Source organism: Polaromonas naphthalenivorans CJ2 (assembly GCF_000015505.1).
Classification (GTDB): Bacteria; Pseudomonadota; Gammaproteobacteria; order Burkholderiales; family Burkholderiaceae_C; genus Polaromonas; species Polaromonas naphthalenivorans.
The window spans coordinates 863,194-876,325 of record NC_008781.1 but is presented as its reverse complement, the minus strand read 5'-3'; the positions used below and the strand labels follow the sequence as shown (position 1 = coordinate 876,325).

Here is a 13,132-nt window from a genome sequence, read left to right as displayed (position 1 = left end):
GCGAGCACCGCGCCACCTTGTTCAGCCCAGGGTTTGCTCAGCCGCCGCTGGCCGCGTGGGCCAGATAACCCGAAGCCGCCGGCGCCTGGCCGCCGCGCCGTATCGCCACCGCGCAGTACTTGAATTCCGGAATTTTCCCGAACGGGTCGAGCGCCGCATTGGTCATCAGGTTGGCCGCCGCCTCGTAGTAGGCAAACGGGATGAACACCGCGCCCGGCGGCGTGCCGTCGTCGCGGCGCACATGGATCGCCACCTTGCCCCGGCGCGACTGCACCGTGGCCACATCGCCCGGCGCCAGCCCCAGCGCGAGCAAATCGGCGCCGCACAGCGAAGCTGTGGCCATCGGCTCCAGCGCATCGAGCACTTCCGAGCGCCGCGTCATGCTGCCGGTGTGCCAGTGTTCCAGCTGCCGGCCGGTGATCAGCACGAAGGGAAATTCGGCATCGGGCCGCTCGTTGGCCGGAATGATGTCGGCCGGCACCAGGTGCACGCGGCCGTCGTCGGTGTCGAAATGGTCCATGAACACAATCGGCGCGCCGGGGTCGTCCGCGCTCAGGCATGGGTAGGTCACGCTTGACTCGCGCTCCAGGCGTTCCCAGGTGATGCCTGCAATGGCCGTGTGCATCGCCTGGCGCATTTCCTCGTACACCGCAGCGACGCCGTGGTGCTCGCCCGCGCCATCCGCATAACGCCAGTCCAGCCCCATGCCGGCGGCCATCCGCTGGACGATCCACAGGTCGGGCCTAGCGTCGCCGGGCGGCTCAATCGCCTGCCGGCCGAGCTGCACCATGCGGTCGGTGTTGGTGACGGTGCCGGTTTTCTCGGGCCAGGCGGTCGCGGGCAGCACCACGTCGGCCAGCCAGGCGGTTTCGGTCATGAAGATGTCCTGCACCACCAGATGCTCCAGGCTGGCCAGCGCGTGGCGTGCATGGTTCAGGTCCGGGTCGCTCATGGCCGGGTTCTCGCCCATGATGTACATGCCGCGAATCTTGTGCGGATCGGTTTCGGGCGCGAGGATCTTGTGCATGATCTCGACCACGGTGTAGCCGGGCTGGTCGTCGAGCTTCATGCCCCAGAAGTTCTCGAACCACTCGTGCGCGGCCGGGTTGCTCACGCGCTGGTAGTTCGGGTACATCATCGGGATCAGCCCCGCGTCGCTGGCGCCCTGCACGTTGTTCTGGCCGCGCAGCGGATGCAGGCCCGAGCCGGGCTTGCCGATCTGGCCGGTCACGGTCGAGAGCGCAATCAGGCAGCGCGCGTTGTCGGTGCCGTGGACATGCTGGCTGATGCCCATGCCCCAGAGAATCATCGCGCCCTTGGCCGTGGCGAATGCACGCGCCACCTCGCGCAGCGTGTGCGCCGGAATGCCGCAGATCGGCGCCATGGCTTCGGGGCTGTAGCCCTTGACGTTTTCCTTCAGGGCTTCGTAATTGTTCACCCGCTGGCGGATGAATTCCTGGTCGGTCAGCCCCTCGTCGATCACCGTGTGGATCAGCGCATTGAGCATCGCCACGTCGGTGTCGGCCTTGAACTGCAGCGTGCGCCAGGCGTGCCGGCCGATGTCGGTGACGCGCGGGTCGGCCAGAACGATCTTCGCGCCCTTTTTGGCGGCGTTCTTCATCCAGGTGGCCGCCACCGGGTGGTTGCCCGTCGGGTTCGAGCCGATGATGAAAATCAGCCCCGCGTTTGCCACGTCATGCACCTGGTTGCTGACCGCCGCCGAACCGACGCCTTCCAGCAGCGCGGCCACGCTCGACGCATGGCACAGCCGGGTGCAATGATCGACGTTGTTGCTACCAAAGCCGGTGCGCACCAGCTTCTGGAACAGGTAGGCCTCTTCATTGCTGCCCTTGGCCGAGCCGAAGCCGGCCAGCGATTTCTTGCCCTGGGTGTCGCGCAGGTTTTTCAGCGCGCCGGTGGACAGCGCCAGCGCCTCGGCCCAGGTGGCTTCGCGAAACACGTCCGACCAGTCGGCGCTGTGACGGTTCAGATGCTGCAGGGCTTGCGGATCCTTGGCCACGCCGGGCTTGCGGATCAGCGGCACCGTCAGCCGCTGCGGGCTGTGCGCGTAGTCAAAGCCGAAGCGGCCCTTGACGCACAGCCGCGAATGGTTGGCCGGGCCGTCGCGGCCATCGACGCTGACTATTTTGTTGTCCTTGACGTTGTAGGTCAGCAGGCAGCCGACGCCGCAGAACGGGCAGACCGAATCGACCTTTTTATCGACGATTTGCGAGCCGACCTGGGTCTTGGGCATGAGCGCGCCGGTCGGGCAGGCCTGCACGCATTCGCCGCAGGCCACGCAGGTGCTGCTGCCCATCGGGTCGTTCAGGTCGAACACGATTTCGCTGTGCGCGCCGCGCAGGGCAAAGCCGATCACGTCGTTGACCTGTTCTTCACGACAGGCGCGCACGCAGCGCTTGCACTGGATGCAGGCGTCGAGGTTCACGGCCATGGCGGGGTGCGACAGATCGGCTTGGGGCTGCTCGCGGCGCAGGGCCTTGAGTTCGGGCCGCACGGTGACGCCCATGCGCGCCGCCCAGTCGCTGAGTTCGCCGTGCTGCAGCGACTCGTCGTGCTCATTCCATTTTTAGCCTTGCTCGGGCATGTCCGACAGCAGCAGTTCAAGCACCATCTTCTGGCTCTTGACGGCGCGCTCGCTGCTGGCCTGCACCTCCATGCCCGCCGTCACGCTGCGGCAGCAGCTAGGCGCCAGCGTGCGCTCGCCCGCGATTTCGACCACGCAGGCGCGGCAATTGCCGTCGGGGCGCAGACCGTCCTGATGGCAAAGGCGCGGAATCCGCACGCCATGGCGCTCGGCGACCTTGAGGATGGTTTCGCCCTCGAAGGCGTGAATTGTCTGATGGTCGAGGGTAAAGGCGACGGTTGGCAAAGCGACTTCGGCGGCTTGGGCTCGTGCGTTCATGTCAGACCACCTCATGGGCAAAATATTTCTGCACACAGCGCACCGGGTTGGGCGCCGCCTGACCCAGGCCGCAAATCGACGCATCGGTCATCACAATGTTCAAGTCTTCCAGCGTGGCGTTGTCCCAGCGGGGCGCTTGCATCAGCCTGGCCGCCTTCGCCGTGCCGACGCGGCACGGCGTGCACTGGCCGCAGCTCTCGCTGGCGAAAAACCGCATCATGTTCAGCGCCGCGTCGCGCGCCTTGTCGTGCTGGCCGAGCACGATGACGGCGGCCGAGCCGATGAAACCGCCATGCGGCTGCAGGGTGTCGAAGTCCAGCGGCACATTGGCATGGCTGGCCGGAAAAATCCCGCCCGATGCGCCGCCCGGCAGGTAGGCATAAAGCGTGTGGCCGTCCGCCATGCCGCCGCAATACTCGTCAATCAACTCCAGCAGCGTGATGCCGGCCGGCGCCAGCTTGACGCCCGGCAGCTTCACCCGCCCGCTGACGCTGAAAGATCGCAGCCCCTTGCGGCCGTTGCGGCCAAAGCTGCTGAACCACTGCGGGCCTTTTTGCACGATGTCGCGCACCCAGTACAGGGTTTCGAAGTTGTGCTCCAGCGTCGGCCGGCCAAACAGGCCGACTTCGGCGATGTAGGGCGGCCGCATGCGCGGTTCGCCGCGCTTGCCCTCGATGCTTTCGATCATGGCCGATTCTTCGCCGCAGATGTAGGCGCCCGCGCCGCGCCGCAGCTCGATCAGCGGCAGCGGGCACGGCGGGTCGGCCTGCAGCTTGGCGATTTCGGCCTGCAACAGCGCGCGGCAATCGTGGTATTCGTCGCGCAAATAGATGTAGCAGGCCTCGATGCCGACCACCTGCGCGGCGACCAGCACGCCTTCGAGGAAACGGTGCGGGTCGCGCTCCAGGTAAACCCGGTCCTTGAAGGTGCCGGGCTCGCCCTCGTCGATATTCACCGCCATCAGGCGCGGCGCCGGCTGCCCGCGAACGATGCGCCATTTGCGCCCCGCCGGGAAACCCGCGCCGCCCAGGCCGCGCAGGCCGGAATTTTCCATGGCCGCAAGGACGCGTTCGGCGTCCTCTTCCCCGTTCACCAGCGACGCCGCCAGCGCATAGCCGCCGTGGGCGCGGTAGGTGGCGTAATCGGTGTAGCCGGGCAGCTCGGGAATGCTTTTTTCCGCCCAATCCGGGGCTATGAAATTGATAGCTTCTTGCGCCCGTGGATATTGCGCAGAAGCACTATTTGATGCCTGAACCACGGATTCAAGCGTGGCAAACGGCACCGGCGTCTGGTGCACCACCGCCACCGGCGCCTGTTCGCAGCGGCCAAGGCACGGCGCGGCAATCACCCGCACGTCCTGCGCGCCCAGCAAGGCCGGCAGACGCGCCAGCAAATCCTGCGCGCCGGCCATCTCGCAGCTCAGCCCGTCGCACACCCGCACTGTCAGGCCGGGCGCTTGTCCATCGCCGTTCGCGTCGCCCTTGACGACTTCAAAGTGGTGATAGAACGTCGCCACTTCATACACCTCGGCCATGGGGATGTTCATCTCCCTGGCCAGCGCGACCAGGTGGCGGTCGTGCAGGCAGCGGTACGCGTCGTTGAGCCGGTGCAGATGCTCGATCAGCAGGTCGCGGCGATGGCCGTCTGCCGGGCGAACGCCGATCAGCGCACGAACTTCTTCAAGCGATCCGTCGTCGGCCTGCCGGCCCTTGAGCTTGCTCTTGCGGCGGATGCGCTCGCGTAACTGGTCCACCGTGGCAATGGTGACGGCCGGGAGGCTGGAAATCTGGCTGGAGGGGTTCATGCGGCACTGTGGCCTGTGCTTGCCGGTGCGTCAAATTGAATCGGTGTATGGGGTGATTCAAGTTGCGAATGAGGAGTACGGGGGCAGCGGCTTACAGCTGTCAGCCAAGTGGCATTGTCAATGCATTCAGAGCATTCCCTGAATCATTGAGATTACTGTTGCAATGTTGGCAGCATGAGGCAATGCTGCCAACAGCGCAGATACAACCGGCTTGCTTGGCGCACCGCTTTTAAATTGGGTTTCAATTGCTTCGACTACCTCAAATGCTGCTACTTTTTCCCCAGGTGCAGTCGTCTCCTCGATTGCTTGTCGTAGTTTAGCTAAATATTCAAAGGCAAGAGAGTTCGAGTAGATAGTATTTGTTGAGTTATCAATCGAACTATGGTTGACCCGTGCGTTCGATCCAGAAATATTGTACGTAATATTTTGAATGGCCGCTTTAGCCTCAGGAAGACCCAGCTTTCTTACTTCAATCTGATAGCCCGCAGGAATTGAGTGAAATTTTTCATGAAAACCGGGGTCGATTACTTCAAAAGTTTCTTGACCTCCATTTGACATATTTCTATTAATAAGGTCGCCAGTTTCTATCAAAATTTCAGATTCATTTATAAAAATTTTCCCTGACTGGACGCTTGCAGAAATATTTTCATACTTTTTTCCAGATTTTTTTAAAATACCTACTCTATCGGTCATTAACGAAGAGAATTCCATATAAACACTCCTATTTGATATTAAAACTTCAATTTCTAATTTTATTATTTTTCGTGTTGCACCAAGCAAGTTTATTACTCCAGCACGATAAGTAGCCTCAGTAATATCGCTACAAATTCGTTGCTCAGGCAGTTTACACCCATACCGCGCCACACTTCTTATTACACCTTCTTTAAATTTAACAAGCCTATCTACATAGCGTAATTCACTAAAAATACCATCAATAATTATTGACAATTCGCTTAGATCGGCCTCCTCAATAAATGGAAAAGAAGATAATATTTCTTCAATTTCAATAATTATTTTTATTTCTTTTTGTTTGATAGATTTCAGCCATACCAACCCAACATCCTGAAAAGATGGCAAGCGAAGTCTACCTCCCTCAATAAATACATTTTTATGAAAAATTGCAACTTTCTGCAATACATCACTCTCGCAGTCATTATCTATCTTCTTTATTTTATTTTTTAATGCGTCAATTATTTCACTCATTTATTTTTACACCGAGCATTAATCTTATGCATTTATAATTAAAATGCGAAAGATTATTCAGCAATAACTCCATAACTCAATCCCCCAGCGCCCCGCTATGCCGCGCCACCTCCCGCAGCCACCGCTCATCCCGCGCCAGCTCCAGCGCAGCCTCCAGCGCCCGTGAAGCCCTGGCCTTGCCAAGGTAGATGAACCCCACCGGCGTCACCATTTCGGGCTCGACCAGCGGCAGCGCTTCCAGTTCGCCCTGGCTGCGCACCGCGCCGACCAGCGCGCCGGGCAACACGCCGCAGACATCGCCGGCCAGCACGCTCAGGGCCAGCGTCAGCACCGAATTGGTTTCCATGACCGGCTGGACCACGCTGCCTGCTTGGGCAAAAGCCTGATCGACCAGACTGCGGTTGTGCATCTCGGGCGTCAGCAGGCACAGCGGCAATTTTGCGGCGTCAGCCCAGCGCATCGCCGCGCCCAAGCGCAAGGACGAGCCCGGAACGCCGGCCGGTGATTGCAAGCGGCGCACCAGGAAATAATGCTCGCCGTATTGCGGCAGCACGGCAAACGGCCCGCCTTTTTTCAACCGGCCGGTAAAGCCCAGCGCGATGTCGAGCGACAGGTTGTCCAGGCCTTCCTCGATTTCCTGTGAACTCAGGGCGCGCACCACCGGGGCAATGCCCGGATGCGCGGCTTGCAGCATGGCGGCAAACCGCGCGGCCACCGGCACGGCGGTCGGCACCACGCCCAGTTGCAGACGGCCCCTGGGCTTATCGGCGCTGCTGGCGAGTTCCTGCTGCAGCAGCGCATGTTCGTGCAGCATGCGCCGGGCGGCGCCAAGCACCTGCTCGCCCTCGGGCGTCAGGCCGGCGTAGCTGCGGGCGCGCTTGACGATGGGCGTGCCGAACTCTTTTTCCAGCGCGCGCAAGGCATTCGACAGCGCCGGCTGGGTGATGTGGCAGGCCTGCGCAGCCCGCGCGAAATGCCGGTGCTCGCTCAGGGCGACGAGGTAGCGCAGGGAAGTCAGCAGATTCATCCGGTGTGCCGCAAAAAGTTCGCCGGATGCCTGCCGGTCGGGATCAGGTGATCAGGTGTTCTTGCTGATGGTGATGGTCGGGAACCTGGCCGAGAAGTCCTTGGACTTGGCCGCCACGGTGATCGCCACCTTGCGCGCCACGGCCTTGTAGATGGCGGCCACGTCGCCGTCCGGGTCGGCCACCACGGTCGGATGGCCGCTGTCGGCCTGCAGGCGGATCTTGATGTCCAGCGGCAGCGCGCCGAGGTAGTCGAGCTGGTAGTCGGCGGCCATTTTCTTGCCGCCATCGGCGCCAAAAATATGCTCGGCGTGGCCGCACTGGCTGCAGATATGCACCGCCATGTTCTCGACGATGCCCAGGATCGGCACGCCGACCTTGTCGAACATCTTGATGCCTTTCTTGGCGTCGAGCAGGGCGATGTCCTGCGGCGTGGTGACGATGACGGCGCCGGTCATGGGCACACGCTGGCTCAGCGTCAGCTGGATGTCGCCGGTGCCCGGCGGCAAATCGACGATCAGGTAATCAAGGTCTTTCCAGTTGGTCTGGCGCAGCAGCTGCTCCAGCGCCTGGGTGGCCATCGGGCCGCGCCAGATCATGGCTTCGTCCTGCGCCACCAGGAAACCGATGGACATGACCTGCAGGCCGTAGTTTTCCATCGGCTCCATGTTCTTGCCGTCGATGCTTTCGGGCCGGCCCTCGATGCCCATCATCATCGGCACGCTGGGGCCGTAGATGTCGGCGTCGAGCAGGCCGACGGCCGCGCCTTCAGCGGCGAGCGCCAGCGCCAGGTTGACGGCGGTGGTGCTTTTGCCGACGCCGCCCTTGCCCGAAGCCACGGCAATGATGTTCTTCACATTCGGCAGCAGCTGCACGCCGCGCTGCACGCTGTGGCTGGCAATTTTCACGGTCACATTGACCGACACATTGCCGACACCGGCCACGGTCTTGACGGCGGCGATCAGGCTTTTGCGCAGGCCGGCGATCTGGCTCTTGGCCGGGTAGCCAAGTTCGACATCGAAGGACACATCGTCGCCGCTGACCTGCAGGTTTTTCAGCGCACGGGTAGAAACGAAATCCTTGCCGGTATTGGGGTCGAGCACGGTTTGCAGCGCGTTCAAAATTGCCTGTTGTTCTACAGCCATCTGGGGAATCTCCGAATTGAATCTGTGGGGGTTTGTTGCCGGCGCCGGGCCGGCCTGGATTTGAGACGAAGTCTAAGCCAATGCAACCCGGCTCGCCGGGCGGGCCGCCGCATCCCCTCAAAAGATTACGGCGCTGCCGGCACAGCCCGCTTCAGCCGAAACTGTGCTTGCCCACGCTCACGCGCTTGGCCTGCGGCCCTTGCGCACCGGCCTGCGCGATGAACTGGACCGGGCAGCCGATGCGCAACTGGTCGAAGCGCGTATTGGCCAGGTTGTCGTGGTTGAAGTAATACTCGTCCCCGTCGGGCGTGCTGATGAAGCCGAAGCCGCCGTCGTGGTCCAGGCGAACCACCTCGCCGTGCAAGGCGTGCGGATGCTCTTTTTCCATGCCGCGCTGGCGCCGGGCGAGTTCTTCGAGCTGGCGCGTCATGTCGTCGAAGGCGTCGCGCAGGGCGACGTACAGGTCTTCATGCTCCACCTGGTTCACCACCAGTTCATGGCCCGGCAAGGTCAGGTCAATCCGCACGCCGAACGGCCGGCCCTGGTGCTGGTGCTTTTGCAGCAGTTCGATGACGACGCGGCAGGAGGTGATGCCGCTGTAAAAGCGTTCCAGGTGCAGCACCTTGCGGTGCGCGGCCTCCTCGACGGCGGCTGAAGCATCCATGCCCTTGAAGGTCAGTTGAAGCGGTAATTTCATGGCTCGGCCCCGGTAGTTGCATCCTGTCTTTTCAGCAGTTTCCCCATCCCGGTGGGTAACCGACATGAGATGGGTCAAGTGCCTGCGCAATTACCCCATCGTGCGCGCCAGCAGCGGCCGCAGCTCCGGCAAGTCGCGCGTGTTCAGCACATCGGCCTTTTCGAGCCAGCCACGGCGCCCCTGGTCGATGCCCGATGGCAGGTGGTTGAATTCCAGCGTGCCGTGCGCGTCGGAGTTGATGCTGACCAGCACGCCTTCGGCCTTGGCCATCTGGCAGGCGGTGTCGGCCAGGTCGAGCCGCGCGGGCTGGGCATTGAGCTCGACGAAACAGCCGCGCTCCCGGGCCTTGCGCAGCACCCGCAGCAGGTCGATCTCGCAGGGCGCGCGCTCGCCGATCAGGCGCCCCGTCGGGTGCGCAAGCAGCGTGAAATAGCGGCTGTCCATGGCGCGCAGCACGCGCTCGGTCTGCCGGGCGCGCGGCAGGTCCAGGTGGTGGTGCACGGCGCCCACCACCAGGTCCAGCCGCTGCAGGATCGAGTCCGGCAGTTCGAGCGTGCCGTCCTGCAGGATATCGACCTCGATGCCCTTGAGCACGGTGAAGCCCTGGGCCTTTTCGTTGAAGCGGTCGATGCGGTCGATCTGCTTGGCCAGCCGCACCGGGTCCAGGCCGCGCGCAAAGGCCGGGCTGCGCGAGTGGTCGGTGACGGCCGCATAGCGCCAGCCGCGCGCCCGGGCCGCCGCCGCCATGGCCTCCAGGCTGTCCCGGCCGTCGCTGTCGCGGGTATGCAGGTGCAGGTCGCCGCGCAAGTCGGCCAGGCTCACCAGCACCGGCAGCCGGTCCTGGCGCGCCGCCTCGATTTCGCCCCGGTCCTCGCGCAGTTCGGGCTCGATGTAGCGCAGCCCGAGCGCCTGGTAGAGCGACGCCTCGGTGGCGCCGGCGATGCGTTCAGCGCCCCGGAACACGCCGTATTCATTGACCTTCAGGCCCTGCTCCTGCGCCAGCCGCCGCAGCGCGATGTTGTGCGCCTTCGAGCCGGTGAAGTACACCCAGGCGGCGCCCAAGCTTTGCGCCGGCACCGCGCGCAGGTCCACCTGCAGGCCGCTTTTGAGCACCACGCTGGCGCGGGTGCCGCCGTGAAGCAGCACCTGGCGCCCATCTTCGCCCTGAATAAAGTGCGCCATCACCGCGCTGTCGCCGCTCAGGCTGACCAGCAGGTCCAGATCGCCGACCGTCTCACGCCGCCGCCGCAGGCTGCCGGCGGCCACCGCGCGCGCAACGCCGGGCACCGCCGCAAGGCCGGCCAGCAGCGCTGCCGCCGTTTCGTCAGCCACGCCGAGCGGAAAACGGCGCTCTTGCCTCAGCCGCGCCGCCGTCGCCTCCAGCAGCGCCTGCTGCGTCTTCGGCCCAAAGCCGGCGATGGCCTGCACCCGGCCCTCCTGGGCGGCAAGATGCAGTTGCGCCAGCGTCTGCACGCCAAGGTCGTGGTACAGCGCCCTGACGCGCTTGGGCCCCAGCCCGGGCACTTTCAGCAATTCGGTGATGCCCGGCGGCAGTTCCTTGCGCAAGCGCTCCAGCAGGGCGCAACTGCCGGTGTTGACGATCTCGGTGATCTTGCCTGCCAGGTCCGGCCCGATGCCCGGCAGCGCATCCAGGTCGGCCTGGCGCGCCACCATGGCCGGCACGCTGCGGCCGGCCTCGCCCACCGTGCGCGCGGCATTGCGGTAGGCGCGAATGCGAAAGGGGTTCGCCTCCTGAATGTCGAGCAGGTCGGCGATTTCATTCAGCACCGCGGCAATTTCGGCATTCTGGATTGGCATGCTTCAACCTGTTCAATCAGCGCCGGCCAACGGGCCGCTCACACCAGCACGAAGCCCTCGCCGCGCATCGCCACATCGCCCAGCGCCGCGCGAATGGCGTCATCGACATGGTCGAGCCAGACGAACTTCAGGGCCTCGCGCGTGGATTCGGGCACGTCGCGCAGGTCTTTCTCGTTGCGCCGGGGCAGCAGCACGGTCTGCACGCCGGCGCGCTGCGCGGCCAGCACCTTTTCCTTGATTCCGCCCACCGGCAGCACCAGTCCGCGCAGGCTGATTTCACCGGTCATGGCGACGTCGTGGTGCACCGCCTGGTCGGTGAACAGCGAGGCCAGCGCAATGAACATGGCCACGCCGGCGCTCGGCCCGTCCTTCGGAATCGCGCCGGCCGGCACATGCACATGCACATCAATGCCTTCGAAGCGTTCCGCCGGAACGCGCAGGGTGCTGGCAAACCCCTTCACCAGCGTCAGCGCGGCCTGGGCGCTTTCCTTCATCACCTCGCCGAGCTGGCCGGTCAGGATCAGCCGGCCGGTGCCGGCCACGCGCGTCGCCTCGATGAACAGGATGTCGCCGCCCACGGGTGTCCAGGCCAGCCCGGTCGCCACGCCCGGCATACTGCTGCGCAAGGCGGTTTCATGCTCGAACCTGGCCGGGCCGAGGATCGCGTCCAGGTCGGCCGCATCGACGCGCACCTGGGGCTTCGAGCCGTCGGCGATCTGCACGGCGGCATGCCGCATGACGCGGCCGATCTCGCGCTCCAACTGGCGCACGCCCGCCTCCCGGGTGTAGTCGGCAATCAGCGCCTGCAGGGCTTGGAGGGTCAGTTCGCACTGCTCGCCGCGCAGGCCGTTGGCCTCGCGCTGGCGCCCCACCAGGTAGCGCTGGGCAATCTGCAGCTTTTCTTCCTGCGTGTAGCCCGGCAGTTCAATGACTTCCATGCGGTCGCGCACCGGGGCGGGCACCTGGTCGATGACATTGGCGGTCGCCACGAAGACCACCCGGCTCAGGTCGAAGGGCACGCCCAGGTAGTTGTCCCGGAAGGTCGAGTTCTGCTCCGGGTCCAGCACTTCGAGCAGCGCGGCCGACGGGTCGCCGTGGGCGCTGGGCGAGAGCTTGTCGATCTCGTCGAGCATCATCACGCAGTGGCGCGCGCCGGCCTTGCGCAGGTTTTGCACGATCATGCCGGGCATCGCGCCGATATAGGTGCGGCGGTGGCCGCGAATCTCGGCCTCGTCATGCACGCCGCCCAGCGAAACCCGCACGAACGGCCGGCCCAGCGCATGCGCGATGCTCTGGCCCAGCGAGGTCTTGCCCACGCCCGGCGGCCCGACAAAGCACAGAATCGGCGCCCGCCCCCCGGGGTTGAGCTTTTGCACCGCCAGGTATTCGACGATGCGCTGCTTGATGCGCTCCAGCCCGTAGTGGTCAGCCTCCAGGATGCGACGCGCCTCGGTCAGGTCAATCGGGCTGGCTTGCGGCACGGTCCACGGCAGCTCGGTCATCCACTCCAGGTAGGTGCGCAGCATCGAGTATTCGCTGGAAGCGTCCGGCATGCGCTGCAGGCGTGAAAGCTCCTTGCGCGCCTGGGCCTCCACGTCGGCCGGCATGCCCGCCTTGGCGATCAGCTCGCCGAGCTGGGCAATGTCCTCGCTGGTGCCGTCGTCCTCGCCCAGTTCCTTCTGGATGGTCTTGAGTTGCTGGCGCAGCATGTATTTACGCTGGGTGTCGTCAATCTGCTCCTTGGTACGCTCGCCGATTTCCTGCGACAGCCGCAGCACCTCGATGCGGTGCGTGAGCATCTGCAGCACTTTTTGCAGCCGCTCCTCGGTGTTGGCGGTTTCCAGCAGCATCTGCTTTTCGCTCAATTCGGCATCGAGCAGGCTGGCGACGACATCGGCCATGTGCGAGGGCGAGCGCACGGCCTGCAGCGTATGCGCCAGCTCGGCCGGCGCCCCCGGCAGCAGCGAGAGGATTTCGGCGGCCCGCTCGCGCAGCTGCAGGCCCAGCGCCTCGGCCTGCGTCGAAGGCTCGGCCGGCTCGTCGATCAGGCGCACGCGGGCGGCCAGGAAGGGATAGCCCTCGACCATGGATTGAATGCGAAAGCGTTGCACGCCCTGGCACAGGGCGTGGCGCAGCTGCTCGTCCGAGCCGACCTGCTGCACCACCTTGGCGGTGGTCCCGACGTCGCACAGCGCGTCCCGCCCCGGGTCATCGTCCTTTTCGTCGCGCTGCATCACGATGCCCAGCAGGTCGCCGGTGTTCTTGGCATGCTGGACCGCCGCAATCGACTTGGGGCGGCCGACGGTGATGGGCACCAGCGTGTTCGGAAACAGCACGACATTGCGCATCGGCACGAGGGCGATCACGCCGTCGGGAAGCGCGGGCGACTTGGCATCTTTGGCATCCATGGGCATTCCCCGGTCATTGGGCGGTGCAGGCTGAAATTTCAGTATAGGCATGCGACCGCCTTGCGGATACGGCCCATTTATGGGCCTGGTTGATCAAAATCAAGCGCAA

General features: G+C 64.1%; 7 protein-coding genes and 1 pseudogene. All 8 read right to left on the bottom strand.

The annotated features are described in order from the left end of the window. Window positions 1–37: 37 nt before the first annotated feature. Window positions 38–2,923, bottom strand: a pseudogene (gene fdhF / locus PNAP_RS04105) (formate dehydrogenase subunit alpha). A gap of 1 nt (window position 2,924) precedes the next feature. After that, the gene (locus PNAP_RS04100; RefSeq protein ID WP_011800239.1) at window positions 2,925–4,727 is read right to left on the bottom strand and encodes an NADH-ubiquinone oxidoreductase-F iron-sulfur binding region domain-containing protein; all 1,803 of its coding nucleotides are present in this window, start codon (window positions 4,725–4,727) and stop codon (window positions 2,925–2,927) included. 126 nt (window positions 4,728–4,853) lie between these two features. Then, window positions 4,854–5,930 (bottom strand): hypothetical protein, encoded by a 1,077-nt coding sequence (locus PNAP_RS27560; RefSeq protein WP_011800238.1) that lies wholly within the window; start codon window positions 5,928–5,930, stop codon window positions 4,854–4,856. 76 nt (window positions 5,931–6,006) lie between these two features. Further along, window positions 6,007–6,957 (bottom strand): LysR family transcriptional regulator, encoded by a 951-nt coding sequence (locus PNAP_RS04095; RefSeq protein WP_011800237.1) that lies wholly within the window; start codon window positions 6,955–6,957, stop codon window positions 6,007–6,009. 51 nt (window positions 6,958–7,008) lie between these two features. After that, entirely contained in the window at window positions 7,009–8,100 is a 1,092-nt protein-coding gene (gene apbC / locus PNAP_RS04090) for an iron-sulfur cluster carrier protein ApbC (protein WP_011800236.1), read from the bottom strand. Between the two features lie 151 nt (window positions 8,101–8,251). Then, complete coding sequence (locus PNAP_RS04085) at window positions 8,252–8,797, bottom strand: HPF/RaiA family ribosome-associated protein (protein WP_011800235.1); 546 nt, start codon at window positions 8,795–8,797, stop codon at window positions 8,252–8,254. Between the two features lie 90 nt (window positions 8,798–8,887). Further along, window positions 8,888–10,615: a DNA polymerase/3'-5' exonuclease PolX gene (gene polX, locus PNAP_RS04080; RefSeq protein WP_011800234.1), complete on the bottom strand. Its 1,728-nt coding sequence runs from the start codon at window positions 10,613–10,615 to the stop codon at window positions 8,888–8,890. Between the two features lie 38 nt (window positions 10,616–10,653). Continuing rightward, window positions 10,654–13,023, bottom strand: a complete 2,370-nt coding sequence (gene lon, locus PNAP_RS04075) for an endopeptidase La (RefSeq protein WP_011800233.1) — start codon at window positions 13,021–13,023, stop codon at window positions 10,654–10,656. Window positions 13,024–13,132 lie beyond the last annotated feature (109 nt).

Coding starts and splice junctions, on each gene's coding strand:
- PNAP_RS04100 (WP_011800239.1), bottom strand. CDS start 4,727: ATGAACCCCTCCAGCCAGATTTCCAGCCTCCCGGCCGTCACCATTGCC.
- PNAP_RS27560 (WP_011800238.1), bottom strand. CDS start 5,930: ATGAGTGAAATAATTGACGCATTAAAAAATAAAATAAAGAAGATAGAT.
- PNAP_RS04095 (WP_011800237.1), bottom strand. CDS start 6,957: ATGAATCTGCTGACTTCCCTGCGCTACCTCGTCGCCCTGAGCGAGCAC.
- apbC (WP_011800236.1), bottom strand. CDS start 8,100: ATGGCTGTAGAACAACAGGCAATTTTGAACGCGCTGCAAACCGTGCTC.
- PNAP_RS04085 (WP_011800235.1), bottom strand. CDS start 8,797: ATGAAATTACCGCTTCAACTGACCTTCAAGGGCATGGATGCTTCAGCC.
- polX (WP_011800234.1), bottom strand. CDS start 10,615: ATGCCAATCCAGAATGCCGAAATTGCCGCGGTGCTGAATGAAATCGCC.
- lon (WP_011800233.1), bottom strand. CDS start 13,023: ATGGATGCCAAAGATGCCAAGTCGCCCGCGCTTCCCGACGGCGTGATC.